General features: G+C 47.4%; 25 protein-coding genes. 9 read left to right on the top strand and 16 right to left on the bottom strand.

Translation table 11 applies throughout. From position 1 onward, the window contains the following. Positions 1-329: 329 nt before the first annotated feature. From GC102_RS02040 to GC102_RS02025, 4 genes are all read right to left on the bottom strand, one after another. Complete coding sequence (locus GC102_RS02040; protein WP_171688008.1) at positions 330-2,042, bottom strand: glycerol-3-phosphate dehydrogenase/oxidase; 1,713 nt, start codon at positions 2,040-2,042, stop codon at positions 330-332. Positions 2,043-2,175: 133 nt separating this feature from the next. Continuing rightward, positions 2,176-3,684 (bottom strand): glycerol kinase GlpK, encoded by a 1,509-nt coding sequence (gene glpK / locus GC102_RS02035; protein WP_171688007.1) that lies wholly within the window; start codon positions 3,682-3,684, stop codon positions 2,176-2,178. 24 nt (positions 3,685-3,708) lie between these two features. After that, on the bottom strand, positions 3,709-4,266 hold the full coding sequence (locus GC102_RS02030; RefSeq protein ID WP_171643902.1) for a glycerol-3-phosphate responsive antiterminator: 558 nt from the start codon (positions 4,264-4,266) through the stop codon (positions 3,709-3,711). Between the two features lie 206 nt (positions 4,267-4,472). After that, positions 4,473-6,476, bottom strand: a complete 2,004-nt coding sequence (locus GC102_RS02025) for a GTP-binding protein (RefSeq protein WP_171688015.1) — start codon at positions 6,474-6,476, stop codon at positions 4,473-4,475. A gap of 166 nt (positions 6,477-6,642) precedes the next feature. Between GC102_RS02025 and GC102_RS02020 the strand changes: the two genes are divergently transcribed. Beyond that, positions 6,643-7,362: a DNA-3-methyladenine glycosylase family protein gene (locus GC102_RS02020; protein WP_246320694.1), complete on the top strand. Its 720-nt coding sequence runs from the start codon at positions 6,643-6,645 to the stop codon at positions 7,360-7,362. 533 nt (positions 7,363-7,895) lie between these two features. On the opposite strand, the gene GC102_RS02015 is transcribed toward GC102_RS02020, so the two are convergent. Together GC102_RS02015 and GC102_RS02010 are read right to left on the bottom strand one after the other, a co-directional pair. Beyond that, positions 7,896-8,465: a TetR/AcrR family transcriptional regulator gene (locus tag GC102_RS02015; RefSeq protein WP_171688006.1), complete on the bottom strand. Its 570-nt coding sequence runs from the start codon at positions 8,463-8,465 to the stop codon at positions 7,896-7,898. A 21-nt stretch (positions 8,466-8,486) separates the two neighbouring features. Next, complete coding sequence (locus GC102_RS02010) at positions 8,487-9,212, bottom strand: MBL fold metallo-hydrolase (RefSeq protein WP_171688005.1); 726 nt, start codon at positions 9,210-9,212, stop codon at positions 8,487-8,489. A 157-nt stretch (positions 9,213-9,369) separates the two neighbouring features. Between GC102_RS02010 and GC102_RS02005 the strand changes: the two genes are divergently transcribed. The 4 genes from GC102_RS02005 to GC102_RS01990 all read left to right on the top strand — a co-directional run bounded on the left by GC102_RS02005 (position 9,370) and on the right by GC102_RS01990 (position 11,932). Next, positions 9,370-10,446 (top strand): M42 family metallopeptidase, encoded by a 1,077-nt coding sequence (locus GC102_RS02005; RefSeq protein ID WP_171688004.1) that lies wholly within the window; start codon positions 9,370-9,372, stop codon positions 10,444-10,446. 219 nt (positions 10,447-10,665) lie between these two features. Further along, the gene (locus GC102_RS02000; RefSeq protein WP_171688003.1) at positions 10,666-11,103 is read left to right on the top strand and encodes a GNAT family N-acetyltransferase; all 438 of its coding nucleotides are present in this window, start codon (positions 10,666-10,668) and stop codon (positions 11,101-11,103) included. Between the two features lie 37 nt (positions 11,104-11,140). After that, positions 11,141-11,524, top strand: a complete 384-nt coding sequence (locus GC102_RS01995) for a DUF2500 domain-containing protein (protein ID WP_171688002.1) — start codon at positions 11,141-11,143, stop codon at positions 11,522-11,524. 21 nt (positions 11,525-11,545) lie between these two features. Beyond that, a complete protein-coding gene (locus GC102_RS01990) occupies positions 11,546-11,932 on the top strand; it encodes an MmcQ/YjbR family DNA-binding protein (protein WP_171688001.1) in 387 nt (128 codons plus the stop codon). Between the two features lie 899 nt (positions 11,933-12,831). Here GC102_RS01990 and GC102_RS01985 read toward each other — a convergent pair. The 3 genes from GC102_RS01985 to GC102_RS01975 form a co-directional block, all read right to left on the bottom strand. After that, positions 12,832-13,917 (bottom strand): sensor histidine kinase, encoded by a 1,086-nt coding sequence (locus GC102_RS01985; RefSeq protein ID WP_312883142.1) that lies wholly within the window; start codon positions 13,915-13,917, stop codon positions 12,832-12,834. Further along, positions 13,914-14,591, bottom strand: coding sequence for a response regulator transcription factor (locus tag GC102_RS01980; protein WP_171688000.1), 678 nt, complete (start codon positions 14,589-14,591; stop codon positions 13,914-13,916). The genes GC102_RS01985 and GC102_RS01980 overlap by 4 nt, the downstream gene beginning before the upstream one ends. Before the next feature lie 86 nt (positions 14,592-14,677). After that, positions 14,678-16,270, bottom strand: coding sequence for an MDR family MFS transporter (locus GC102_RS01975; protein ID WP_171687999.1), 1,593 nt, complete (start codon positions 16,268-16,270; stop codon positions 14,678-14,680). Positions 16,271-16,432: 162 nt separating this feature from the next. Here GC102_RS01975 and GC102_RS01970 point away from each other — a divergent pair, with 162 nt between their 5' ends. Together GC102_RS01970 and GC102_RS01965 are read left to right on the top strand one after the other, a co-directional pair. Next, positions 16,433-16,918 carry a hypothetical protein gene (locus GC102_RS01970; protein ID WP_171687998.1) on the top strand — a complete coding sequence of 162 codons (486 nt, stop codon included), beginning with the start codon at positions 16,433-16,435 and terminating at the stop codon, positions 16,916-16,918. 21 nt (positions 16,919-16,939) lie between these two features. Continuing rightward, positions 16,940-17,464 carry an AAA family ATPase gene (locus GC102_RS01965; RefSeq protein WP_171687997.1) on the top strand — a complete coding sequence of 175 codons (525 nt, stop codon included), beginning with the start codon at positions 16,940-16,942 and terminating at the stop codon, positions 17,462-17,464. Positions 17,465-17,495: 31 nt separating this feature from the next. Here GC102_RS01965 and GC102_RS01960 read toward each other — a convergent pair whose 3' ends face one another. Both GC102_RS01960 and GC102_RS01955 read right to left on the bottom strand, forming a co-directional pair. After that, complete coding sequence (locus GC102_RS01960) at positions 17,496-18,134, bottom strand: DUF2306 domain-containing protein (protein ID WP_171687996.1); 639 nt, start codon at positions 18,132-18,134, stop codon at positions 17,496-17,498. A gap of 101 nt (positions 18,135-18,235) precedes the next feature. Further along, positions 18,236-18,775 (bottom strand): PadR family transcriptional regulator, encoded by a 540-nt coding sequence (locus GC102_RS01955; RefSeq protein ID WP_171687995.1) that lies wholly within the window; start codon positions 18,773-18,775, stop codon positions 18,236-18,238. A gap of 118 nt (positions 18,776-18,893) precedes the next feature. Between GC102_RS01955 and GC102_RS01950 the strand changes: the two genes are divergently transcribed. Together GC102_RS01950 and GC102_RS01945 are read left to right on the top strand one after the other, a co-directional pair. After that, positions 18,894-20,378, top strand: coding sequence for a DHA2 family efflux MFS transporter permease subunit (locus GC102_RS01950; protein ID WP_246320693.1), 1,485 nt, complete (start codon positions 18,894-18,896; stop codon positions 20,376-20,378). A gap of 186 nt (positions 20,379-20,564) precedes the next feature. Then, on the top strand, positions 20,565-21,008 hold the full coding sequence (locus GC102_RS01945) for a PepSY-associated TM helix domain-containing protein (protein ID WP_216627915.1): 444 nt from the start codon (positions 20,565-20,567) through the stop codon (positions 21,006-21,008). Positions 21,009-21,065: 57 nt separating this feature from the next. Here the strand turns inward: GC102_RS01945 and GC102_RS01940 are convergent, their stop codons facing one another. The 5 genes from GC102_RS01940 to GC102_RS01920 all read right to left on the bottom strand — a co-directional run bounded on the left by GC102_RS01940 (position 21,066) and on the right by GC102_RS01920 (position 26,233). Continuing rightward, positions 21,066-22,232 (bottom strand): ROK family transcriptional regulator, encoded by a 1,167-nt coding sequence (locus tag GC102_RS01940; RefSeq protein WP_171687993.1) that lies wholly within the window; start codon positions 22,230-22,232, stop codon positions 21,066-21,068. 70 nt (positions 22,233-22,302) lie between these two features. Next, entirely contained in the window at positions 22,303-23,004 is a 702-nt protein-coding gene (locus GC102_RS01935; RefSeq protein ID WP_171687992.1) for a copper homeostasis protein CutC, read from the bottom strand. A gap of 67 nt (positions 23,005-23,071) precedes the next feature. Next, on the bottom strand, positions 23,072-23,692 hold the full coding sequence (locus GC102_RS01930; protein WP_281367615.1) for a carbohydrate ABC transporter permease: 621 nt from the start codon (positions 23,690-23,692) through the stop codon (positions 23,072-23,074). A 218-nt stretch (positions 23,693-23,910) separates the two neighbouring features. After that, a complete protein-coding gene (locus tag GC102_RS01925; RefSeq protein ID WP_171687990.1) occupies positions 23,911-24,804 on the bottom strand; it encodes a carbohydrate ABC transporter permease in 894 nt (297 codons plus the stop codon). A gap of 79 nt (positions 24,805-24,883) precedes the next feature. Next, on the bottom strand, positions 24,884-26,233 hold the full coding sequence (locus GC102_RS01920; protein ID WP_171687989.1) for an ABC transporter substrate-binding protein: 1,350 nt from the start codon (positions 26,231-26,233) through the stop codon (positions 24,884-24,886). Positions 26,234-26,260: the final 27 nt, after the last annotated feature.

The following is a 26,260-nucleotide window of genomic DNA, read 5'->3' as shown; positions in this document are numbered from 1 at the left end:
TATTTCCTCTTCTCCCCTACCTTAGGCTAAAAAGTTGTATTTCGTACAACAGTTTCAGCTGAAAACACGCGTTTCCTCCGAGATGCGGCCAAATTGTTGTACTTTTTGCAACAATTTGCCTAATTCGGCCCGAATTGCTCCAAATTGTTGTACAAAGTGCAACACAACAATACTCGTTCAAGGCCAGTAGTGGGCATGGACCGACTCGTGGAGTTAACAATGAATTACTGGCGGGAAAAGTAGCAGTCGAGCATATAGTAGGAAGAGCTGGAATAGCAAGAACAGCCGGAACGGCTGGAACGACTGAAATACCTGGTGCCGTTGGAGCTTTACGCCTCCAGCGGGTTCACCGCTTCATGGAGCAGCTGCTCCAGCTCAGCGGTGTAGGCTGCGGTTTGCGCTTCGTCCCAGCCGAAGCGCTCAGCCATGAAGGCGATCGCAGGCGCCTTCCACTGCTTTGCCCACGCGATGTCGAAGAAGAGGGCACCCGTGCGGCGGATGAAGAAATCCGCCGGCTTCACGACCATCTCGCGCTCGATCGCGTACACGAGCGCAGCGAGCACAGCGGCGGGCATGCCCCGCTGCGCCGCCTCAGCCCGGTGCTGCTCCAGCAGCTCGAACACGGCGTCCACGTTGGAGCCGTACCTGCGCGCGAGCAGAGCAGCCTCTGCCTCGGTCAGCCCCAGCCGCAGGCCTTGGCTGGCCTTGCCCCGCAAGAACGGCGCCAGCTTCGCGGAGCCGCCCACATCGCCGCCGGAGATCGGCAGCGTCCGAGTGCGGCTCGGCGGCAGCGCCGCCGAGACCTTGCCCTCCGCCAGCAGCATGGCGGCGATCTTGTCCACGACCGACTCCGCCATTTTGCGGTAGCCGGTCAGCTTGCCCCCGGCCATCGAGATGAGGCCGGAGTCAGACACGAAGATTTCGTCGCGGCGCGAAATCTCAGAAGGATCTTTGCCCTCTTGATGGATCAGAGGGCGCAGCCCGGTCCAGCTCGATTCGACGTCCGCTTCCGTCAACCCGAGGGACGGAAACATCTCGTTCGCGGCGCGCAGCACATAAGCGCGATCCGCTTCTGTAATACGGGGATTCGCGATATCCCCTTTGTAATTCGTGTCCGTCGTCCCGATGTAGGTTTTGCCTTCCCGCGGAATGGCAAACACCATCCGCCCGTCCGGCGTATCAAAATAAATCGCCTGCCGCAGCGGGAACTTGCTCTGATCGAATACCAGATGCACCCCTTTGGTCAGGTGCAGCGTCTTGCCATGCTTGGAGCGGTCCATCTCGCGCAGCGTATCGACCCATGGCCCAGCCGCATTAACAATCTTACTTGCGTACAGCGAGTATGACTTCTTTTCGCCAGCAATCTGATCCACCACACGTACACCAACCAGCTTGCCATTCTCCATCAGCAGCTCTTCAACCTTAGCGTAATTCACCGCCAAAGCACCCAGTTCAACAGCCTTTTTCATAACCTCAATAGTTAAACGCGCATCATCTGTGCGGTATTCCACATAGTAGCCGCCGCCTTTGAGATCCTTCTTCTTCAAAAGAGGCTCATGAGTGAGGGTTTCCTCTGGGCGAAACATTTTGCGGCGCTCCGATCTTTTGACACCTGCCAAGAAATCATAAACCCGCAGACCCAGCGAGGTGGACAGCTTCCCGAACGTGCCCCCTTTATAGAAAGGCAGCAGCATCCACTCCGGTGTCGTCACATGCGGCCCATTTTCATACACAATCGCACGCTCTTTACCGACCTCAGCAACAACCTTCACATCCAACTGTTTGAGATAGCGCAGCCCGCCGTGAACCAGCTTAGTCGAGCGGCTCGACGTCCCCGCAGCGAAGTCCTGCATATCAATCAACGCGGTGCGAAGCCCTCTGCTTTGTGCATCGAGCGCAATGCCTGCTCCTGTAATCCCCCCACCAATTACGATCAGATCAAGCTTTCGCTCTGACATGGTCTGCAGCATTTCTGTTCTTTTTAGCGCATTAAACCCCTGTTGTTGCCCTATATTATTGGTTTGCTTAAGTTCCTTCGTCATCTCAATCTCTCCCTCGCGGATATAAAATAAAAAAACCACAACATACCTAACACGTTTACACGTATAGGCCGCTGTGGCTTCTCCTAGTCTCCAACCGAATATTAACTTGTTATAAGTATATCATTGCACACGCTTATTTGAAAGCCATTGCTGCATTTACTGCTTTTTTCCAACCGTCATACAAACTCTCCTGAAGCTCAGCTTCCATTTCCCGTTCAAAAGCCTCATCCACCTGCCACTGCGCCGCAATCTCCGCTTGATCCTTCCAAAAACCTACAGCCAGACCCGCCAGAAAAGCCGCGCCAAGCGCCGTCGTCTCACTAATCACCGGACGCTCAACCGTCACACCCAGCATGTCGCTTTGAAACTGCATAAGGAAGTCGTTCTTCACAGCACCACCATCAACCCGCAGCTTCGTGAGCTGAATGCCGGAATCATCCTCCATTGCTTGCAGCACATCCTTGGTCTGATAAGCGAGTGATTCAAGCGTTGCCCGAATAAAATGCTCCTTCGACGTCCCCCTAGTGAGCCCGAATACCGCGCCCCGAACGTCGCTGTCCCAATATGGCGTACCTAGTCCGACAAACGCCGGTACCACATACACACCATCCGTTGAAGCAACGCGCTTCGCGTACTCTTCACTATCCTTCGCCGATTTAATCATCCGCAGCCCGTCCCGCAGCCACTGAATCGCCGATCCCGCCACAAAAATACTGCCTTCCAGCGCGTACTCCACTTTCCCGTTCAATCCCCAAGCAATGGTGGTCAAAAGTCCGCTGCGCGATGGAATCGCGTGATTACCCGTATTCATCAACATAAAACATCCGGTGCCATACGTATTTTTGGCCATCCCTTTTTCAAAACAAGCTTGCCCGAACAAAGCCGCCTGCTGATCCCCTGCCGCACCCGCAATTGGAATCGCCGAACCAAAAAAGAAGCTTTCCTGCGTATAACCATACACCTCAGAAGAGGAGCGAACATCCGGCAGCATGGAAGCTGGTATGTCCAAATGACCCAGCAGCTCTTCATCCCACTTCAGCTCGTGAATGTTATAGATGAGCGTGCGCGAAGCGTTCGAATAGTCCGTCACATGCGCTTTCCCGCCTGTCAGCTTCCAGATCAGCCACGTATCCATCGTCCCAAAAAGCAAATCCCCACGTTCCGCCTTCTCTCTGGCACCGTCAACGTGATCGAGAATCCACTTGATTTTGGTCCCCGAAAAATACGCATCAATCAGCAGCCCCGTACGCTTCCGAAACAGGTCGCTGAGCCCCTGCGCTTTCAGCGCTTCACAAATATCAGCCGTCTGCCTAGACTGCCACACAATCGCATGATACACAGGCATCCCTGTGTACCGATCCCAGACAACCGCTGTTTCCCGTTGGTTGGTGATCCCAATTCCCGCGATCTCAGCAGGCTGCACCCCAGACTCCGATAGAACCGCAGCAATGACGCCCTGAATGGATAACCAAATTTCGTTCGCATCATGCTCCACCCAACCTGGCTTAGGAAAATACTGCTTAAATTCCTTCTGGGCTGTATGCACAATACTCCCTTTTTGATTAAATAAAATAGCCCTAGAGCTTGTTGTTCCCTGATCAAGGGAAAGGATATAAGAAGGTTTTGTCCCCGTAATTGCCATTACCTTGCCTCCAAATGTTCAGGATCATTGATGATAATGCTGCCACAGCTCCGTATTCGATGTAGTGACTGCCGTTGCTCCAGCTCCTAGCGCAAGCTCCACATCCTCCACTGTGCGAATGAGTCCTCCTGCAAAAATAGGAATGCCCGAACGCTCCTTCACTTCCGTGATAATGTGCGGAATAATACCGGGAAGCACCTCAATGAAATCTGGTTTCGTCCTTTCCAAAAGCGTGTAGCTTTTATCCAAGGCACTGCTGTCTAGGAGAAAAAGCCGCTGAATGGCGATCAAGCCATTCTGTTTCGTCTTCATAATCACATTCCCCCGCGTCGAAATGATACCGGCAGGACGAATGCTCTGACACAGAAATTCCGCCGCATAGTCGTCGTTTTTGAGCCCTTCTATTAAATCAGCGTGCAGCAGCAGCTTCTTTCCGTTTGCTTTGCCCAGATCCACGATGCTTTTCAACTGCCCAATATGACAATCCAACAGAACAATATACGTATAATTAGACTTAAATAGCTTCTCTAGGTCTCTCATTTTGCGAATGGCCGGTAAAATACACTGCTCTTCTAAAGACATAACCATCACCCCCGTTTCTTTAAAATGAACAACTGTACCTATCCCAGAATGAGCGGAAATGACAGCAAAAAAACTCACCAAGTATTGCCAATGATATTCAATGGGCAATCCAAGTGAGTCTCCTGTGCTCCGTCACATGTTATTAACTTACCTTCATTGTACTGAGGCAAGCACATCATGTCAATGACTATGATCATCCAGCTAACTTAGGTCGACAACGCCTTACGCACAGCTAAAATATACTTCGACTGATCCAGCGGATTGACTCCACGCCGCTTACGCTCCGCATGAACGTCCGGCGGACTTGGCTGATAGCCTGCGAAAGAGGAAGTTATCACTCCTCGTCCGCCTGACATTGCACTCAGCTTCACTGGATATTCCAGTGACGTAGCCACGGGCAGACGACCCTCGACTACGAATCTGCCTCCGGTAATTTGCGGCGGATCAAAAGCCGCTCTCATCTGCACAAGGTCGCTGAGCACCTTGCCTCCGAACTCTTCAGGCACGGTAATGCGAACTTGCAGCATCGGTTCGAGCAGCGTCGTGCCCGTCTGCGCAAGACCTTGCATGATGCCCATCGGCGTAGCGACAGCGAAGTCAAGCGGGTGAGTGTGCCACACATGATGCTCGCCATAGGTGAGCGTCACCTTCAAATCGGTGACTTCCCAACCGAGCAGCCCTTGCTGAAGCGCCTCCGGCACGCGGCGCTCTACCTCGTTCTGGTACTGCACGAGCAGATGCTCGCCGCGTACCAGCGACTCATACACGAGCCCGCTGCCCGGCGCCCCTGGCTCGATATGGAAGCGCAAGATCGCCCAGCACGGCTTGGGCATCGTATAGGCAATGAAGCCTTCGCCCACTTGCGAAGGCGTTTCTTTGTAGATCACGGAAGGTTGGTCGAACCTTACTTGGAGACCAAAGCGCGAGCTCAAGAGACTCGTGAGAATCTCGAGCTGAATCGCGCCCATGACTTTCACATGCAGCTCGCGCTCCTCCTGCAGCCACTGCAGATCGAGCAGCGGATCCTCGTCCGTCAGCTCCTGCAACGCTGCGACGAGCGCCGGATATTGCGCCTCGCTCTCGGCATAGACCTGCACAGTCAAGAGCGGAACCGCCATCTGCGGCGCAGGCGGCACACTATCTGCCCGGCCCAGCACATCGCCGATCCGCACCTGTGTCAAGCCGCAAACGGCCGCAATATCGCCAGCCGTAACAAACCCGATATCTTCGGCTTTTCGGCCGTCGATTTTGCGGATCTGGGTCACCTTCTCCTCCACGCCCTGCGTGACATTGACGACGGTGTCCCGGTTGCGGATCGTCCCCTCGTAGAGGCGGACGTACGCCATTCTCCCCATGGTCTTGTCCCGCTCGACCTTGAACACCACGGCCGAAAGCGGCTGCTCCGCAGAGCCACTCGGCCCAGGCAAATAATCAAGGATCGCTTCCATCAGCTCCTTGATACCGAGCCCCTTGCTGGAGGCGCCCACCAGCAAAGGAAAAGCCTCCCCCTGCCGCGCATACCGCTGCAGGGTTGCTTTCACCTCGCGCGCATCGACGGGCGCGCCTTCGATGTAGCTCGTGAGCATCCGCTCGTCGAGCTCCGATAACTTCTCCACCGCGGATGCCAAGTCGAATCCGCGCACCCCATCCGCGGCGTCCGCATCCGCCGCATCCAACACGTTCACCGCACCGCGGAACGTGTCCTCCTGGCCAAGCGGTGCATAGATCGGCACCGCCATCTCGGTGAGCTGCTTGTGAATATCGCGCAGCACACGCTCGGGATCCGCGCCGACACGGTCCATTTTATTCATATACAGCAAAGTTGGTATCTGGAGGGATTGCAGCGTGTGCCAGATCATTTCCGTCTGTGACTGCACGCCTTCTACCGCTGAAACAATAAGAATAGCCCCGTCCATCACCCGAAGTGAACGCTCCACCTCAGACAAGAAATCGACATGTCCTGGCGTATCTACAAGATTAATCAACGTATCCTTCCATGAAAAAGAGGTCGTCGCGCTGCGAACCGAAATCCCCCGCTCTCTTTCCACATCCATAGAATCGGTCTGTGCCGTCCCGTTATCTACACTACCAAGCGCACGAATTCGCCCGCTATGATAAAGAATATGCTCTGTCGTCGTCGTCTTACCCGCATCCACGTGCGCAAAAATGCCCACATTTCTCCTGGATATTGTTCGATTATCATCCCTCATCAAAGCTCGGTTCTCCTTCTATCCCTATCTTGCTTTCATTATACTAAAAGCGCGTACAATTGGATAAGTTTTCATATCACCAGCAGATTTTTTATAAATTTAGCTAGGCTGAATTGCCTGATGACCATTATGATGGAAATACTGAACCTAAGGAGGTTTTCTCGCCATGGAAACTACGGAATTTGAGGAATCAAACCAGTCTATCCAGCCTGAGGTAACTACAATATTATTGAATAAAATGCATCCTGCGATAATTGCCTTTTCCCAAGCAGACAGCAAGCTGGCTAGTCTCATTGTACTGATCGGTGATCTTATACTCACACCCAGCTACAAGCCCTTTGAGTCGCTCGTAATGTCGATTATTTCCCAACAACTCTCTGCAAAAGCCGCTGCAACGATTAAAGCCAGAGTGAAGCTCGTTATACCGAACGTCACGCCTGAGCTTGTGCTCGCTGCGGAAGAGGAGGCCATCAGGCAATGCGGGGTCTCCTATCCCAAAATCCGCTACATCCGGGACCTCAGCACAAAGGTGATAACCGGCGAGGTGGCACTCGACAATCTACAAGATTTAGATAACACAGAGCTGCTCAAACAGCTCACAAGTGTCAAAGGCATCGGCGCCTGGACGGCGGAAATGTTCCTCATTTTCACATTAGGCAGACCCGATGTCATGTCCATTGGCGATGCCGGCCTCCAACGTGCGGCCAAATGGCTGCATACCCTTGCCGATCGCAAGGATGGTAACTACTTAGGCGAAGTTGCGCCGAACTGGGCGCCTTATCGCAGCTTTGCCTCGTTATATTTATGGCGTGCAATTGATATGGGGTTTGTGGATTCGGGCCTACAGGTGGAATCTTGCGCGAAACCCAACTTGTTACAAGGATAGTGACTTAAGCCGTCCTTTTGAAGGAACTAGTTTGTCAAAGTTGGTTTTAAGCAAGTTACGCAGGAATTCACATTCTCGGCCGAATGATGTTGTAGAAAATACAACAATTAATGCCTAAATCCCGCCTTTCCACCTTCGATGTTGCATACTGTACAACAATTTAGCCCCATACAGGCTATTTCGCAACAAATGGGCTTGAAATGTTGTACAAACTACAACTTCTACTTGCAGAATAGCCTTTTGCCGTGTGATTTGTTGTAAAAATTACAACATTGGTAGCCACAATAGTCCATCTATTTTTACGAAGCTGCTGAAATAACTCTAGAATCGAACTGAGATCCAATCGACAGCCCACTTGTCCCAAACCAGAAAAACAAACATATACTCCGCAATTAAACTATACTTACCAAATATCATCCAGCAAAATACATAGCTAACCAAGCTGAATAGAGGCTAAGCCTCGCTTATCCCCCATCCCAAAACATACAATCAAAAAAAGCGCAAGAAGCCACCACGGCCCCTCGCGCTTATTCTCATTTCACCGCTACTCGTAATCCTCTTAAATATGTTTGAAGCAAACGCCGCAGGCTCTCGTCTCTTTCCAGCTCCATTCGGAAGCCGTTTCTATGTTCGAGTGAGGCAAAGCCATGCACCATGCTCCGAAATCCGCGTACCACATGCAGTGCATCTTCTTCACTGAGTCCATATGGCTCTAAAATGCGCAGCAAGAAAAGCACAACTTGGCTTCCTGCCTCTTTCAACTCAGGATCCTCGTAGTCAGGCAATGAGGAGATTGCCTCGTATAATCCCGGCTGCTTCCTAGCGAACATGACGTAGGCGAAACCTGCCGCCAGCAGCGCGTCATCTTCGGCTTTGCCAATAACAGCCTCGACCATCGCTTCTTTAATGAGTACGAGGCCGCGTCGTGAAAGCTGCTTTCTGAGATCAGGCAAGCCTTTGATATGATTGTAAAGTGACGGTGTTTTTACGTTCAATTTAGCAGCTAATGCGGCTAGTGTCAGCTGCTCAACACCTTGTAAATCGGCCATTTCAATTGCTGCTTGGAGTACAGTCTCTGCGTCTAACCCCTGTCTATATGCCACGAAAGTGCCTCTTCTCTGTCTCTAAATTGTTGCTGCATCTGTATGAAACTTTTTAGCTGCTTCTTCCAAAATACGATCCATGGTTGGGATCGGCTGCTCAATCATCCTTCCGTGTCCGACGGCCAGAAGGCTTGGCTCTAGCTGTCTCAACTTGCGTGCGCTTTCCAACGACACGTCTTTATTCCACGTCGCCATCGCTGGGAACGGAAACCAGAATTTCATAACGCCCGAGACCGCTGCACCGCCACGAACTTGAAAAGCGTCCCCAGCAATCAATGCCCGACTGCGCACATCTAGGAAAGCCATCATCCCTGGCGTATGCCCAGGAGCTGATACAGCTTGCAGCGATCCTACACGGTCGCCATCCTCAAGCAGTACATCCGGCTTCGTCAGTACAGACTTAGGAACATCTCCCTTAATCGGCGAATTCGGTTCGCCAGCTTCTAATTCTTTGCTGCCCGCCAGCAGCTTGGCATCTCTTCTTGAGATATAGACCTTAACATTTGGCAGCGCCTTTTTCAAACCGTCAAGTGCTCCAATATGGTCTCCATGTGCATGGGTAAGGACGATGCGAGTGAGCGGTTTTCCAATCTGTTCTACGGCTTGAAGAATACCTTTGACACTGAAAGGCAACGCCGCATCAATAAGCGTTAATTCATTCTCTTCCTCCACCAAGTAACAATTCACCGGAAACAATCTCGGCATAAAAGCCAGTTGATACAAAGAACCAATACGTGTAATTTTCATAATAACGCCTCCCGTTTACTATTTATATTAGTATAATAACTAATGTCATTAGTTTTGTAAAGAGGGGAATTGCCTTAAATCCATTTTTTTCTCCATTATGGTAAAATAGATCTCATATTCGAACTAAAGCCTATTTCGATAAAGTGAGGAACCCCACATGAATACAGAAACGTTAGAGCTTTTTCGTACGCTGACTGAAATGCAAGCAGCGCCCGGTTTTGAGCGAGAAATCCGCAAGTTTGTTCGCGGTGAATTGGAGAAATATACAGACGAGTTCGTTCAGGATGGACTCGGCAGCTTGTTCGGTATTCTTCGCGGCGACGAAACAGGCCCTAAGATCATGGTGGCCGGCCATTTCGACGAGGTCGGCTTCCTTGTGAGCGGCATCACGGAGCATGGCACCATCAAGTTCCAGCCGCTCGGCGGCTGGTTCAGTCAAGTACTGCCCGCGCAGCGCGTGCAGATAATGACGGATCAAGGGCCGATCATCGGCGTAATCGGCTCGGTGCCCGTGCACTTGCTGGACGAAGCGGCCCGCAGCAAGCCTGCAGACATCAAGACGATGTATGTTGACATCGGCGCTGAAGATAAAGCCGATGCGCAGCGCATCGGCGTTCGTCTCGGGCAGCAGATTGTTCCCATCTGCCCATTCACACCCCTGGCCAATCCGAAACGGATTATGGCCAAGGCTTGGGACAATCGCTACGGCGTCGGCCTGGCGATTGAGCTGATGAAGGAGCTTCACGGCGGGCCGAAGCTCCCGAATGTCCTGTACGCCGGTGCGACCGTACAGGAAGAGGTCGGCCTGCGCGGCGCACGGACGGCTGCGAATCTCATCCAGCCGGACTTGTTCTACGCGCTGGATGCCAGCGCCGCCGGGGATATGACCGGCGACCGCAATGCCTTTGGGCAGCTAGGGCGCGGGGCGCTGCTGCGTATCTTTGATCCCACAATGATCACACAACGTGGGATGGTCGAGTTCATTCTTGATACGGCGGAGACGCATAAGATTCCGTATCAGTACTTCATCTCGGCGGGCGGGACAGACGCCGGACAGGTGCACGTACAAGGCAGCGGCATTCCCTCTGCCGTCATCGGTGTTTGCGCGCGCTACATTCATACATCCGCGTCCATTCTTCACGTGGATGATTATGCCGCCGCGAAGGAACTTCTGATCAAGCTCGTGCAAGCGAGCAATCGCACAACTTTGAATACGATCCACGCTCAAGCGTAATCGCATTCTTTTTAGCTTTCCAATAAGATTTAGTACGAAAAGTGGTTGAGCAGAATGTATTTCCTGCTCAACCACTTTTGTTTTAGTTTCTCACTACTTTCCATTGCACATCGTAGATGAAGTACGATTGAAAAGGAGATTTTCAAGCAAATATAGAACTTATGTTCCAATATATGGTATAATTAGCAGAATCATTGGATTATAGAAAGAAGGACGACTATGACGTATACCATTCGTGAGGCTACATCCCAAGATACCAAACAAATTAGCAGCTTTGTTTCTGAGCGTACCGGCAAGGCCATTTCACCTTTACACATTGAAAATAGGCTGCATTTTATGCGTGAGAACCCGGATGAATCACTTTATGTGTATGAGGAGAAGAATCAAATTCTCGGTACATTAGGCTTCCGTATTCGCCATGGCTCCGATATGATTTTGAAATTCAGTGAAATCTCCGTCATTTCTGTAGATGAAACGAAGAGCCGTCAAGCAGCCGCAGATAAATTAAAAAGCTATGCCGAGCAGCTAACCAGTAAGCATGCCTGCTCTGGTATGTGGTGGATCACTGGATCAGAGAAGAACGATGAGTCACGGGCCACCAATGAGCCATTAGGCTTTCATGAGACGGGTTACCGATTCGTTAAACGATTTCTCTAGAAAATCGGGAATATGTTTACACTAAGGAGTGAAAGACATGTCATCTGGATTTAACATGGGGCCTTTTCCTGGTGGAAATGGCGGAGATCTTTTTCTAATTATCTTTACGTCTGTACTCGTTCTCATCATTGGCACTTTTATCATTTTGATTATTAAATCACTTATGGCATGGTCATCCAATAATGCCTCCCCCATCCAAAGCCTGAACTGTAAGGTCGTAGCCAAAAGAATGCATGTCAGCGGTGGTTCTGGAGATTCAAGTGCAAGCACAAGTTATTATGCCACCTTTGAATTTGAAGATCGAAGTAGGCTCGAGTTAGAGGTGGGGCGGGAGCAGTTTGGTTATATCGTAGAGGGTGACCAGGGAACACTAACGTACCAAGGCACAAGGTTCAAGGAATTCTCTCGTCCTCTTTTATAAAATTAATAAGGAGTGCTTTGTATGATACATCAGCTTGTAAGCATCAAAGGCTTAGAATTGGTCGCCAAGGTTAGGGCTTTCTGCATGGAACTGCCTGAAGTAGAAGAAAAGGTGGATGGCTTCGGACATATCACCTTCCGTGTGAAAGATAAACCCTTCGTGATGATGGGCGAGAAGGATGGTCAACCATCTACAGCTATCAAAACGAACCTGACAACACAAGAGTTCCTCCTCCAACAAGAGGGTACACCCTACCACAAAACGCCCTACATTGGACAGCATGGCTGGGTTTCGATTCCAGATACCGACAAGGTCCCTTGGAAGGAAATCGAAGACTTGATAATGGAAGGATATGCCCGGACGGCTCCGAAAAAGCTTCTCAGCCAGCTGCAAGCAACTCGGAAGTAGCTGCATGTTTCGACGGTTTCTTGCCATTAAACCGATTTTCGGGGCAAGTTACACAGAGGTAGTTAGTTAAAATCACACTACATGCATTTTGTGCATCTAAATTTACGATTTGAACGTTTGTTGGAGGAATTTACTGCAAAATGTGCAGGTAATTTCTCCCGAATGAGCCCAAAAGGTCTGTTTCAAGGAAATTTGATGTAGGTAATACAGCAAATTGAACCGAAAAGCCTAACTGAAGCGAAATTAACTGCATATTATGCATCAAATGGCGTTCGAGCAGTCCAAAGAATGTCGTGTGCTGGAGGAAGGTAGTTGATACGTCACCCTCAAAAGGAAGGTTGATTGTGTTGAATAAGTGAGTTCGAGTTCCGCCCTGGATTACCGATTCACTTAGCGCTCACAAACAAGAAATCAGGATTTCGCCTAAAAACAAAGTATACGGAAGGAATTCAACGAATAACCTAAATTTGTCGGCAAAAATAGGATTTTATCGAATAATCTGAATATTTACAATATTTTAATAATGGGCTATTATAAGAGCAGGCCCACTTGAAGGACAAGCCGCACAGACGGTACGGCACCCTGATAGGAGCCAGGATATTCTCAACTTAGGAAGGGGATAGTCCAATGGACCACGTTAGCGAAACATGCCCACTTTTACTTCAAACGACGGAAGAAAAGGTGCGGGAACGGTTTTTCGTTCATCGGGCATGTGGGAATCCAACACGGTAAATGTGAATAGCGTTTATTCGAGGAAAGGATCCGTTCGTAAGTAATGTCGTAATTTGCAACGTTAGTTGATTGATTGGAGTTGTGTAGGTACAATTGAATACCATTATTGATCCTTAGGGACCTCCGGTTATCATAGATAAGCGGGGGTCTCTATTTGCGTTAACTACTTACTTTGGCAGCGGGAGTCGAACCGTAAATGTGGTCTTCTCTTCCGGCGCACTGACTACGAAAATAGTTCCCTGATGCATTTCGGTAATTTTCTTCACGATAGAAAGGCCAAGTCCATTACCGCCAGACGTTCGATTTCTGGATTTATCCGCTTTATAAAAACGTTCAAAAATATGCGCTTGATCCTCCTCCGAAATGCCTGCCCCATTATTCGAAATTCGGATAATTACTTCTTCCCCGCTGCTAGTGAGATGAACGCCAATCGTTCCGCCATTAGGCGTGAATTTGATAGCGTTATGAATCAGATTGGTCCATACCTGGCTCAGCAGGTCCTCGTCAGCAATTAGCGTAATCTCCTCTAGGTCAACATCCATTTCTATGTCTTTATCCACCCACTGCGGTTCGCAGGCTAGAATGTGATTGCGTATTTGCTTATCCAGCCGGTAACTTTTCGGCTCAAACGGGTGGTGCTGCGATTCTAAGGATGATAACTTCAATAAGTTATCGCTAAGCTTGGATAGCCGTGTACTCTCAGCCTCAATGATTTCTAGATAATGCTTACGTTCCGCAGGTGTAATCTGTTCATTTTGTAGAGCGCGTGAGAAGCCGCTAATCGAGGTCAGAGGCGACTGTATTTCGTGGGATACGTTGGAGATGAATTCCTGCCTCATTTTCTCTAACTGCCCTAATTCAACGGCCATGTTGTTGATCGAATCCACTAGCTCCACGAAAGGACCACCATGTGGATTATTATCGACGGACACGTTGAAATCCCCTCTAGACATACTTTGAATCGCCTGAACCATCGTTTTAAAGAAGAGCATCTGCTTACTGCGGAAAAACCTGCCTAGGAAGGCCATGGTTATTCCCCAAAGAAACATGCCGCCGAGCGAATTAATCAATTGGACAACGACCGCTGAAGGGCGCTTGTTGATAGACACAAATAGCCATTCTGTCCCGTAAAAGGCAGCCAACCAATAAAGAATAATAAGCACAAAAATGCTTACAGCAGACAAAAAACCGCGTACCCGCTGAGCTTTTGTCATTTTGCTCTTCACTAACCTCTTTCGTTTCTTCATTCTCATGTTCGCAGCACCTCCATCCGATAGCCTAATCCACGGATTGTTGCGATCCGAAAAGCATGCCGCTCCTCGGGAAAGCGCTCGCGAAGTCGATTAATGTGCACATCTACGGTGCGTTCGTTACCTTCGTAATCGAAGCCCCAAATCTGCTCGATCAACTGGTCACGCGAGAAGGTTTTGCCTGGGTAGCTCGCCAACTTATAGAGCAGCTCGAATTCTTTGAGCGGTAAGGTGACGCTCTCGGAGCCTACGGTTACTTCGTAGGTTTTGCGGTTCATGCTCAGGTCGCCGACCTGAACCGTTTGGGAAGAAGCAATTTTGTAACGCTTCAGCAGCGCCTTCACTCGCATCGCCAGCTCCACAGGCTCGAATGGCTTGACGAGGTAATCGTCGGTGCCCAGCTCGAAGCCTTTGACCTTCTGCGAGGTTTCGCCTTTGGCGGTGAGCATGAGCAGAGGGATATCGTAATGCTCCCTCAGCTCTTTGCACAGCTCCCACCCGTCCATATTCGGCATCATGATATCCATGATAACCATATCGACTTGGACGCTTTCGAGTTGTTTGAGCGCATCTGCGCCGTCTGAGGCTTCGATGACATCGAAGCCTTCTTTCAGCATGAAGACGCGGACTAGCTCACGTATATAAGGATCATCATCTACGATCATAATGGGTGCCATATTGTAGCCTCGCTTTTTAAGTCTTGTTTCCTTTTTTTTAGCCTTGTTTCATTCTTATTCCTTCTAGCATACAACAGCAAACGGGTTTAGACGAATTCAGATTGCTGCAGTACCGAGTCTTTATTCGGTCGTACATCGTTATCCATGGGCATTGTCACTTGCGGTAGCATCCTTGCCTTACCTAAGAAGAAGGTGATGATAACTCCGGCAAAAACAATGAGACTCCCTGCCAAAAATATACCGCTCAAACCATGAACAAATACTTGCTGCAGCTCTGTCAAAATGTCGGCAGGCAGCTTCAATCGCGCATTCGCATCCAGCAGCAGCTGTGGATTGGCGAATTGTTTAAGCTGCTCCGCAGGGATTTGGCGGAACTTTTCGCCCATACCGGAAAGGCCATCTGCCATTCGATTCGTCATCATGACCCCCATGATGCTCACCCCCACCGTTGCCCCAATGGAACGGAAAAACTGAATGAGCGATGTTACGATACCGCGACTAGTCGCCCCGACTTCACCTTGCACCGCAATGTTTAGTGTTGGCATAATAAGGCCCATACCTAGCCCAGCCACAATCATATAGAGGATGATGAGGAGCTTGGAAGTACCTGCATCCATGGTTGACATGAAGGTGAATCCGATACCTATGAGAATCATCCCTGTACCTATTAAGGTGCGATAGGAAACTTTGCTCGACATCCTTCCGCCAATAATGGCTGATGCCACAACGGATAACATAAGAGGCGTCAAGATATAACCAGCAATCGAAGGGCTTACGCCAATGACGCCTTGCACGAATAAAGGAATGTAAGTAATGGCACCGAACATACCTACACTCATCAAAACGGCAATCATGCTGGTGACGGAAATGACTTTATTTTTGAACAAATGCAGGGGGATCATTGGTTCCTTAGCTTTGGTTTCAACCCAGAGGAATAGCCCCAGAAGAATGGCACACGCTGAGAAAAGGCCGATAATTTGTGGAGAGCCCCACGCATAATGTAGGCTTCCCGCTGCCTCCGGATCGCCCCCTAGCACCAGACCGAGCAACCCCGAAACAATAGCTCCGCTTAATGTGAGTGCACCTAACCAGTCTATGGAACGTTTTTCGTTGGTACGGCTTTCTTTAAGTGCTGAACCGATAATCACCATTGCTGCGATACCAAACGGAAGATTCACATAGAAAATCCAGCTCCAGTTCAAATGTTCCACGATAAAACCGCCGATAGCTGGCCCAATTATGCTAGACAAAGCCATTACACCGCCGAATAAACCTTGCATTTTTCCACGTTTCTCTACGGGCATAATATCGCCAATAATCGTCATCGCAATCGGCATTAATGCACCGGCGCCAATACCTTGCAGTCCGCGGTAGATGATTAGCTCCGTCATGTTCGTCGCCAGCCCGCATAGCGCAGAGCCTATTACGAAAATACCAATCCCTACGAGGTAAATACGTTTCCTACCATACAGGTCCGCCAATTTCCCAAAGATGGGCATACTAGTCGTCGAGGTTAACATGTAGATAGAGAACACCCAGCTATACATCGCAATCCCGCCCAAATCTCGAATAACCGTTGGCATTGCCGTCGAGATGATCGTCTGATCTAGGGCTCCAAGCAGCATTCCGAGCATTAGTCCTACTATAATCCACGCTACTTTCTTTGGTTCACTACTCATTGCTAATCGCTCCTTTGCCATTTCCTTCGAATGAAATTAGCATAAGGGACATTTATAAACTGAATTTAAACCAAAGAGGGCAATTTCATATGTAAAGGCTTTTATTGGAAAAAAATTTATGATACATTTTTGGAAAAGGAACTGTTTGGGGGTACATACTATATGGACAATCATACATACGAAGATTTCAAAACGCTTCCCACCATCGAAGCAGAAAATGCGTTTCAGAATGAAGTCCTCTCTCAGGGATACTCTGGGTTTCGCCGACTGCTAGATGGCATGACGGAGGCCATCAAAACAGCGAGGGATGCCGACATCGAGGGCATTGAGATGACCATCGCCAAAGCAAGCCGTCTGTTCCCTGAGCCTGTTATCTTCAGCCCCTCGTGGGAATGCATTTGGCCTGAACTTCATGCTACCTTAGCAGCGAAAAAGCATGTCTTATCTACCATATCTCCAACAGACCGCAAAGGCGAGTGGCAGGTTATTATGGATAACCCTCAAGTCGTACAAGAGGTTGTTTGCTACCCTGGTCTGGAATTCCATGACGCCGCCTATCTGTACGCCTACTTCCGGCCTCAGCTGGAAAAGTCCGAGTATATCCGGCTGCAGAAGATCCAAACGGTCATTCAGGAGGTTGGCAGTTGATCTAACATAAGGAGGGATACCATGATTATCATGATCAATGGAGCTTTCGGAGCAGGAAAGACGACAGCCGCCAATGGGCTGCTCCCTCAAGTTCCAGGCAGCATGATTTTTGACCCGGAAGAGATCGGTTATATGCTTAGAAAGCTAGTTACTGTAGAGGATCGACTCGTCCATGAGCGAACGGATGATTTTCAAGATATGGAGCTGTGGAAGATTCTCACGGTCAAAGCTGCCGCTGAGTTGAAATCGACGTACAACAAGCATCTCATTGTGCCGATGACCATATATAAACGCCAAAATTTCGACTATATCTATGATGGATTCAAAGGTGTGGACAAGAGTGTCTTTCATTTCTGCCTTAGCGCTTCCGCGGAGACACTGCATAGACGTATAACCAAGCGTGGCGATGAACCGGGGGGATGGACATTCCAACAAGTGGACAAGTGTGTAGCCGCGTTAATGGACCCTGTTTTTGAGGATCATATTATGACGGATGAATTGGAAACGGAAGATATCCTTCGCATTATTTTAAAGAAAATATCCTAACCGAACTTCAAAATGGGGGTTATCTCAGTGGTCACTTACCTTTCCGAGGTTTTAACAGGAACCATTCCACAACCATGAGATTGATAAGCAAACCGATCCAGATGTTTATTTCTAAAATGTCAGCGACCATTTGCTCACGGCCGCCCGCGGGAAGATGGAACCCCATTTTAGCGATATACAGCAAAATACAGATCGGGACAATCAGCCTTGCCGATGTGGCGACGAGTGTAATAGCGTAGCTGCGAATCATCCATACACGATGCTCATCAAATTGTTTTTTGACAGCGTAACGGAAGCCTTTCCAGGTTGTAAATAGCCAAAGTAGACTCAGCGCTAGAAATGCCATGGCCTTCGTAAAGCTTTCGATATACAAGGTCATGACGAGTCCCAAGAGACCGCCTATCATAACGCTTACGACATACACGCGCCCCAAAGCTCGATGCCATGCCGGATAGTTGGTGCGGAAGCGCTTATGAAATTGAAATAATCCACTAACGAGCGCAACGAACGCGAATCCAATATGTAGAACAAGTACGGTATAGTGTAGGGAAAATGCCGTATTTAGCTTGACTCGGCTGTCGGCCGGATTCAAGGTGACGTAGGGGAATAATGCGGCAATCGCCACGCCTATGATGATGATCACAAAGAAAATCCCTAACTTTTTACTCATATACAGCCCCCGTTTATGTTCATCACTCCTTCTGTTATCTTACTTCTCTAGTCTAAAACCCTGCTAAATTAATCCTTAAATAAATCTAAACTCGTTAGCAATTATTTCAGCTTAGACTTCATCCACTCACACCAGGCCAGATCTGCGTCTACTTTCAGCGTTGCTTTCTGGACCAGCACATATATCCCGAATAATGGATCATGGATCTCCAGTTCCTCGACTGGTTTAACACTATCTTGTTTAATTCGTTCAGAAGATTGTGCGAACTTCTCTTTCTTCTTCTGGTAGTATACCTCACGCTCATGAAGTACTTTCCGTGCTTGTTCTTTATCAACTAGGCCAATACAGAATACTTTCAGTGCCAACTCATCCCTTACGACGGGCTCATCTGTAGGCTCTGCAATCCATTTCTTGAGTGCCTCCCTGCCATTATCCGTTAAGGAGTACACCTTTTTATCCGGTTTATCCGACTGAGGAACATGCACAAATTCAACGTACCCTTTCTGTTCTAATTGGGCGAGGAGAGGGTAGATTTGACTATGCTTCGCTTGCCAAAATGGCTGAATATTTTGCGTTAGTTCATAGCCCGTTCGGGAATTTCTGGTTAAAAGGCTTAGTAAGCCATATGAAAGGGTATTCATAGCCACTCCTTTGTTATGTCATTATTGACATATACGATCATTTGGTAGTATGATAATTTTCATTCAAATTATAGAGAATACTACAGATAAGATCAATGGATAGAGTGGAGGTATTACTTTGAGCAAGGATGAATTACAGCAAGTGCGTTTCTGGCCGATCATGATTGCTATTTTCTTCGGGTCGTTCGTTGCGATCCTGAGTATGAGTACAATTAATATTGCGATACCGATTTTAAGTGATCATTTTCATACTGATTTAAGCAAAATTCAATGGACGATTACAGGCTTTATGCTCGCTAGCGGTACGATCGCCCCAATTACAGGCTATTTGGGTGAGCGATTCAGCTATAAGCTTCTGTATGCCACGGCACTCGCGGGCTTTACGGTGTTTTCCTTTTTATGCGCGGTCGCTTGGGACGCTCCTTCTCTCATTGCCTTCCGTATTGCGCAAGGCGCCTTCAGCGGACTCATCATGCCGGCGACCATGACCATTGTGTACCAAGTGATACCGCGGGATAAACAGCCGATTGCGATTTCCCTTTGGTCCTTGTCTGCCATGATGGCTCCTGCTATTGGGCCTACCTTGGCCGGATGGCTTTTGCAAAATTGGAGCTGGCATTGGTTGTTCCTCATGAACGTACCTGTCGGCGTCATTGCCATTGTTCTCGTATTTAAGTTGATTCCTTACTATCGTCTTTCTGTACCGAAAAAGTTTGATCTACTTGGTTTATTAACAGTCATCGTGAGCAGTCTTTCCTTACTCGTCGCTTTCTCTCAAGGTCATGCTTGGGGATGGACCTCAGGTAAAGTTGTTGGCTTGTTCGCGCTAGGTATCCTCGTACTTCTGCTCTTCATTTGGAGAGAGTTGCGCGTAGAGACACCACTGTTGAATATTCGCGTATTATCTAATTCACGTTATACACTAACACTAATTATCTCTAGTATTGTTACGATTAGTTTGTACTCAGGCACTTTTTTGACTCCTATATTTCTGCAAAATATTCAGCATGTGACGCCTCTTGATACTGGCTTAATCCTGCTTCCTGCCTCACTTGTGATGGCATTAAGCATGCCAATTGTGGGTAAACTATATAGTATTATAGGCCCGCGTATTCTCATATTCATCGGTATTTCCTTAATCGCAATAGGGACATTAACGCTTAGCTGGCTAAGTGTCGATGTATCTCGCGGTTATATCGTGTTCTGGATGATCGTTCGGAACCTCGGGATCGCCTTTGCCACTATGCCATCGAGTAATGCTGGGATGGAGCAAATTCCGAGAACGTTGTCCGGTCATGCGACCTCGATCAGCAACTGGGTGCGCAATGTGTTCGGCTCCTTTGCTATTGCCCTATTCACTTCTGTCCTTTCAACTCAAACAGCTACGCATGCCAAAGATTTGGCCAGCAGCGGCTTGAAGGATAAGGTACAGATCGGGATGCAATCATTCACGATGAGTGTAAATGATGTTTACTTACTAGCCACGTTCATCGTGCTAGCCGCGCTGCCGCTCAGCTTGTTCATTGGTAAACAGACTGCGCCTACAGAGAAGACTACTGTTGCTCCGACTCCAGTCGTTGTTCAACCCAAACCAGCTGAATAAGAGGGCCAGTGGCCGACACAGGCTGCCCTAGTACCCTATTGAAAAACCTACTGTATGCAACATGCATCAGCAGGTTTTTTTGCTCTAACTACACTCAGCAATCCCTCAGCTAGGCCTCAGATTCTTTTCAGGATAAGCCCCTATACTTACACCTATACCAACAAATTTGGAAAAGGTGGGTTTCACATGAAAAGAACACGTCAACTGCATTTATGGATTGGCTTGATTTGCTCGGTTTTTATTTTGATCCAATCGATTACGGGGCTGCTCTTATCCGAGAAGTGGCTGACCGGCTCGACAGAAACAGAAATGCGCCCCCCTGGGGCTATGTCTCAAGCTTCCAATTCCATGACTCCTTCTGCCGCAGGCGATCAAGGAACAGCTGGAGCTATGCAGGGAAATAGACCTGCACTTAACGGCCCTGGCCCCGGTCAGGATGGAGCTAACAGTCTGACAGGGTTCATCAAGGGACTCCATGAAGGAAAAATCGGGAATACGAATGTGAAATGGCTTGTCGATATAGCGGCGATTAGTATGATCTTCCTCACGATTACGGGCATTATTTTATCGATCAAAACGCTTCGTGCACAAGATATTTCAAGGAAGAAGCGCCGGGCTTTAGAAGCTTAAAAAAAGCGTTACGGACGTGGGGCTGCCGCCTCAAACGTTCGTAACGCTTTTATTTCATCAAGATTTATCGACGTAGTTATTCATCACTAACATGGCTGCGCCTACAACGATCGATTTGCTCTTCAACTCGGAAGTCAGGATTTTAAACGTGTCACGGAAAGGTTCCCATACCACCTGCCCACACTGTTCTTCGATTAAAGGTACAATCTCACTGTAGTTTTCCACCAAATCACCACACAAAATGACGGCATCGGGATTGTACATGCAGACGATATTGTTAATGGTTATGCCAATATAAAGCGAAGTTCTGGAAATAATATCTTGAGCCCAGTTCTCTTCATTTTGTGCAGCTGCAAACAGCTGCTGAATATCGGCGGTCTCCTTGATTCGGTTTGCTTCATGCAAAATAGCCGACTCGTCGATATACGTTTGCAGACATCCTCTTTTGCCACATTCGCACATGTTGCCATTCGGATCCAGCGTTGTATGTCCTAACTCCCCGGCACTGTTTGAACCCCCACGAAAAATGTCGCCATCAATGATCAAAGAGGATCCGACTCCGGTGCCCAGCTCAATCAATGCCGTCTTTCTCGATCCTTGCGCGGAGCCTAGTAAATACTCGGCAAGGATTTTCACCTTCAAGTCATTATCAATGACCGTAAGAATATGCAGCTTGTCCTGGATGAACTGGGCCAAAGGGATATTTCTCCAACCCAACGTTGACGAATATTGGACTATTCCCCGTTCGTGGTCGATCACACCGGGCACGCCGATGCCGATGCCAATGATTTTAGACTTGTCGAGATTTTTATTAGCAATAATCAAGTTAATCGTTTCAGAGATGACGGCGGCCGTAGCTTCAGGGGTTGTTTGCAGAGCGACATGCTCAACTCGTTCCTCATGAAGAAGTTCGCCGCTGAACTCCATGACGCCGAACTTAATCGCCTTTTTACCGATGTCCACTCCAATTGTATAGACCGCCTGGGGATCGATATCTAACATAATCGCCTTACGTCCAACACCTACCGAGGTTAACGCGGTTTCCCTCACCAATCCTTGTTCACATAACTCACCTACGATACGCCCAACGGATGTAGGACTCAATTTGGTGATTTTGGTGATTTCCGCACGGGAGATGGGCCGACTCTTTTTTATGATTTCCAAAATCATCTGCTTATTGTGCAGTCTGATAACATCTTGGTCATGCTTCTCAATTTTTTTCATTTACTTGGATTCCTCTTCTTTATTCCACCCATGTTAATAAATCTAATGTTAACCATCCTATACACCGCAGTCAACCATTAGCAACATGATCCCTACCTATATTTTTAATATCTTTAATTTTTTCCGTATCGATCTCATTTATCGGATTATTGTCCACTCGTACCCCTCTACCGAAATGAATCTCTTTAACACCCGTCGATTGAAGGAAAGAGGGGATTGCACTTACCGTCAATCCACTTCCGGCTAAAATTTGCAGGTGAGAATGTTCCGTTTGTTTAACAAGCCGACTTATCTCTTCTTGCGCATCAAGCACGTTTGGCTTGCCTCCAGATGTAAGCACCCGATCAATTTGGCTATAAGATAAAAGTTCCTCTAGAGCCTTCTCCAGATTGCTTACTTCGTCAAATGCACGATGAAAAGTCACAGATAATCCTTCTGCCTCATCTAATAATCGTCTCAGCGTCTCGTGATCAATCCTACGGTCTGAGGTAAGCGCCCCAAGTACAATGCCATGAGCGCCAATCTGTTTCACTGTTTGTATATCTTTCACCATCACGCCCAGATCTCTCTGGTCATAGCAAAAAGATTGGCTATGCGGGCGAATCATCACTTGAACAGGGATGCTCGTGCTGTGCACAACCTCATCAATTAAGCCGTAGCTAGGCGTTAACCCACCCTCTAGAATCCCTGTTATGAGTTCGATACGATCCGCGCCGCTCTGCTCGGCTAATAAAGCATCCCTCACTGTAGTTGCAATCACTTCCAACAGCATAATTCTCCTCCTAATATAGGGATCTTTGAGCGTAGCTCAAAGTCTCTCCGCTCACCAAGTGAAGTCGTTATCCTTTAACTGCGCCCTCTGTAAGACCTGATACAATGTATTTTTGGGCAAAAGCGAACATGATCACAACCGGAATCAAGGATAAAATACCCGCTGCGCTCATTTGACCCCAGTTAATATCAAATTTTTGCACAAAACTGCTTAGTCCTACAGGGACGGTTTTGGCGCTTTCGCTATTCGTAAACATAACCCCGAAAAACAAATCATTCCACGCTCCTGTAAATGCGAATACAAGGGTAGCAACAATTCCCGGCCGCATAATGGGCAGAATAATCTTGGTCATCGTTTGAAATTTATTACACCCGTCAATAAGAGCCGCTTCCTCGAGAGAGACGGGAATTCTTTGAAAGAAACTGGACATCGTCAGTAAACAAAAAGGAATGTTCATGGCCGTATAAGTAATAATCAACGAAGGCAGTTTATTTAACAAGTGTATTTGGCTGAATGTAATGAAGAGCGGAACTAGAATGACCATCACAGGAATCATCTGAGTAGCTAAAAAGGATATTAGAAATAACTTTTTGCCTCGAAATGAATATCTGGCCATACTATAGCCACCTAGAATGGATACAAACAACACCAAGATTGAACTACTTATACTTACAATAAAGCTGTTCATAAAATATTGCGGAAAGTTAGAATTCTGGAAAGTGTCTATATAGTTCGCAAACGTTAAATTTTTGGGCCAAAGCGTTAGCTTCCCGCTATAAATTTCCTGTCTATCCTTTAGAGAAGTGACTAACATCCAATAAAAAGGAAACAAAGCACCGATTAGGAACAATGTTAACGCAATGACTCGAGAAACTGTCGGGGTTACATTCCGAACATAGGAGACCATTAGAAATCACCTGCATCATCATATTTAGTCGTTTTCAAGAAAATTAACGTATAAAGAATAAGTATCACTAACATCATAATTCCCAAAGCAGAGGCTTGCCCATAGTCCGTTGTATAAAAGATTTTATTAAATATATAAGATGGCAAGTTATGAGAAGTATTAGCTGGGCCCCCATTGGTCATGATGTAGATCAAATCGGCTGAATTGAATACCCAAATCACTCGAAGCAGCAATGTAATAATAATCGTCGGTTTGATATAAGGAATCGTAACCTTAAACAGCTTGGTCATTCGGCCTGCCCCGTCAATATCCGCAGATTCATAGATATCTTTAGGTACGTTTTGTAGAGCAGCAAGAATCATAATCCCGAAAAAAGGCACTCCATACCATACCATAGCTGCGATGACTGGGAAAATAGAGACATGTGGAATAGCTAAAAAGGGGATGCCTTTTTCCAGAATTCCGAGTTTCACCAATAAATAATTAATAAGTCCATTCTGTTCATTAAACAACCATTTAAAAATCATCCCGATTAAAAAAGCAGACACGGCCCAAGGAAGAAAAACAATAGATTGGTAGATGTTTTTTCCTTTAAACTGTTTATTTAGCGCTAGTGCCAAAATAAATCCAAGAATGAATTGCAAACCTACCGTTAAGATGACCCAAAGTACAGAATTACCTAATATTTGAGGGAGATTCTTATCTGCCAGCAAAGATTTGAAATTTTCAAAACCTGAAAAGTGGATATTACCCGGTTCAAATAAGACATAATGCATAAAAGCAAGCTTAAGTCCTGATAGTAAAGGATAAGCAAAAAAAGCTAGAATAATTAGAACAGCAGGAGTGATTAATAAATAGGGCTCGAATGATTTCCATCGAATTGCTTTTAGCATGCTTTCTCTCCCCGCCTTTTCAATACTTTAGAATAGATAACCGGGGATTCATTCGTGTCCCCGGTTATCTGTCTTCTTTTTATGGATTTTCCTTCATATAAGCTTGTTGTTCTTTGGTCAGAAAATCTGCAAGATGCTTAACAGTATCCTCGAGCGATTGCGCTTTTGTCAAATATTTTTGCGTCTCTTCCACTGCGAACGTTCCCGTGAATTGACCCAGCTTCGTTAAATGGCTCGGAGGGCCTGCAAAGACAATGTTGGAATCCGCCATGGAACCCGCATACCCAGCAATAGGACCTTTGCTGAAGAACGGATCTTTCAGGTTTTCTTTGTAAATAGGAATCGTAGAGTTTTTAATGCTGTACGCTAGGTTGTTCTCAGGAGAGCTTAAGAATTCGATCAACTTCCAAGAAGCCTCTTTATTTTGGGATTTGGAAGACATAGCGTAAGCGGCTGTGTAACCCCAGAAAATATAACGTTTTCCGTCATCAGCTTTCGGCATTGGAACTACATTCCATGTGCCTTCTTTCATATTTTTCTGAGCTGTAATAATAACCTCAGGCGTTTGATTTAAAATAGCAGTTTGACCATTTAAGAATCCTTGAACCATTTCGTTGAAGCCCCAATTGACAGACTCTTTAGGAGCATTTCCATTTAAGTAAACATCATAAAATTTCTTAAAGGCTGCAGCGCCTTCAGGTTTATACAAAATTGATTTGCCATCCTTATCAAACCAACTGTCAGAGTGAACCGCCGCCATTACATATTCCATGGCTCGAATAACGCCGTTAGCTCCTCCCCTAAAGGAAATACCGTATCTGTTTTTCGCAGAGTCTGTAAATTTTTGCGCTAGATTAAAGTAATCATCCCATGTCGCGATGGTCTCGGGCATATTCAGTTCTTTAAACCAATCGCTTCTGATAAACAAGCCCTGCAGCAAGAATCCATCTGGAATCGCATAGACATTCCCTTTGAATTTGTTTCTCGCTTGTTTGGTTGCTTCCGTCAAATTATTTAATTGATCCCATTTGTCATAAAAGGGCTGCAAGTTCTCGATATATCCAGCTGAAGCCATGGCTACTAAAGAAGTATCATCAATACTCAATACGTCAGGAAGAATGCCAGCTGCACCCATGGTCATCCATTTCTTATTCGCATCATCCCAAGGGACAGACGTATATTCAACTTCGATATTCGGGTTTTTCTCTTGAAATTTCTTCAAGAGCCCCTGCATAAGCGCTGTTCTTTCCGGGCTTGGAAGCGGATCGAGATACGAGATTTTTGCTTTCTTCCCTGTGGCTTCTTTGGCTCCTGCCGCTCCAGTGGCTTTTGCCGGTTCATTCTGTCCGCCATTTGTAGAGCAGCCAGCTAAGGCAAAAGTAAGTACAAGACTGGTGCATAAGGCTAGAATCGTAGCTTTTTTCTTCATTTTATAACCCCTCCTGTAATATGATCT

Source organism: Paenibacillus germinis, from assembly GCF_013141785.1.
GTDB classification, from domain to species: domain Bacteria; phylum Bacillota; class Bacilli; order Paenibacillales; family NBRC-103111; genus Paenibacillus_E; species Paenibacillus_E phytorum.
This window is presented reverse-complemented; position numbering and strand designations above follow the sequence as displayed.

Excerpts from the sequence above, each read along its gene's own strand:
- GC102_RS01985 (WP_312883142.1), bottom strand. The coding sequence starts at position 13,917 with ATGAGAATGAAGAAACGAAAGAGGTTAGTGAAGAGCAAAATGACAAAA.
- GC102_RS02000 (WP_171688003.1), top strand. The coding sequence starts at position 10,666 with ATGACGTATACCATTCGTGAGGCTACATCCCAAGATACCAAACAAATT.
- GC102_RS01925 (WP_171687990.1), bottom strand. The coding sequence starts at position 24,804 with ATGCTAAAAGCAATTCGATGGAAATCATTCGAGCCCTATTTATTAATC.
- GC102_RS01940 (WP_171687993.1), bottom strand. The coding sequence starts at position 22,232 with ATGAAAAAAATTGAGAAGCATGACCAAGATGTTATCAGACTGCACAAT.
- GC102_RS01935 (WP_171687992.1), bottom strand. The coding sequence starts at position 23,004 with ATGCTGTTGGAAGTGATTGCAACTACAGTGAGGGATGCTTTATTAGCC.
- GC102_RS01975 (WP_171687999.1), bottom strand. The coding sequence starts at position 16,270 with ATGAGTAGTGAACCAAAGAAAGTAGCGTGGATTATAGTAGGACTAATG.
- GC102_RS01980 (WP_171688000.1), bottom strand. The coding sequence starts at position 14,591 with ATGGCACCCATTATGATCGTAGATGATGATCCTTATATACGTGAGCTA.
- GC102_RS02040 (WP_171688008.1), bottom strand. The coding sequence starts at position 2,042 with ATGACGAAGGAACTTAAGCAAACCAATAATATAGGGCAACAACAGGGG.
- GC102_RS01930 (WP_281367615.1), bottom strand. The coding sequence starts at position 23,692 with ATGAACAGCTTTATTGTAAGTATAAGTAGTTCAATCTTGGTGTTGTTT.
- GC102_RS02005 (WP_171688004.1), top strand. The coding sequence starts at position 9,370 with ATGAATACAGAAACGTTAGAGCTTTTTCGTACGCTGACTGAAATGCAA.
- GC102_RS01965 (WP_171687997.1), top strand. The coding sequence starts at position 16,940 with ATGATTATCATGATCAATGGAGCTTTCGGAGCAGGAAAGACGACAGCC.
- GC102_RS02010 (WP_171688005.1), bottom strand. The coding sequence starts at position 9,212 with ATGAAAATTACACGTATTGGTTCTTTGTATCAACTGGCTTTTATGCCG.
- GC102_RS01960 (WP_171687996.1), bottom strand. The coding sequence starts at position 18,134 with ATGAGTAAAAAGTTAGGGATTTTCTTTGTGATCATCATCATAGGCGTG.
- GC102_RS01920 (WP_171687989.1), bottom strand. The coding sequence starts at position 26,233 with ATGAAGAAAAAAGCTACGATTCTAGCCTTATGCACCAGTCTTGTACTT.
- GC102_RS01955 (WP_171687995.1), bottom strand. The coding sequence starts at position 18,775 with ATGAATACCCTTTCATATGGCTTACTAAGCCTTTTAACCAGAAATTCC.
- GC102_RS01995 (WP_171688002.1), top strand. The coding sequence starts at position 11,141 with ATGTCATCTGGATTTAACATGGGGCCTTTTCCTGGTGGAAATGGCGGA.
- GC102_RS01990 (WP_171688001.1), top strand. The coding sequence starts at position 11,546 with ATGATACATCAGCTTGTAAGCATCAAAGGCTTAGAATTGGTCGCCAAG.
- GC102_RS02025 (WP_171688015.1), bottom strand. The coding sequence starts at position 6,476 with ATGAGGGATGATAATCGAACAATATCCAGGAGAAATGTGGGCATTTTT.
- glpK (WP_171688007.1), bottom strand. The coding sequence starts at position 3,684 with ATGGCAATTACGGGGACAAAACCTTCTTATATCCTTTCCCTTGATCAG.
- GC102_RS02020 (WP_246320694.1), top strand. The coding sequence starts at position 6,643 with ATGGAAACTACGGAATTTGAGGAATCAAACCAGTCTATCCAGCCTGAG.
- GC102_RS02030 (WP_171643902.1), bottom strand. The coding sequence starts at position 4,266 with ATGTCTTTAGAAGAGCAGTGTATTTTACCGGCCATTCGCAAAATGAGA.
- GC102_RS01945 (WP_216627915.1), top strand. The coding sequence starts at position 20,565 with ATGAAAAGAACACGTCAACTGCATTTATGGATTGGCTTGATTTGCTCG.
- GC102_RS01970 (WP_171687998.1), top strand. The coding sequence starts at position 16,433 with ATGGACAATCATACATACGAAGATTTCAAAACGCTTCCCACCATCGAA.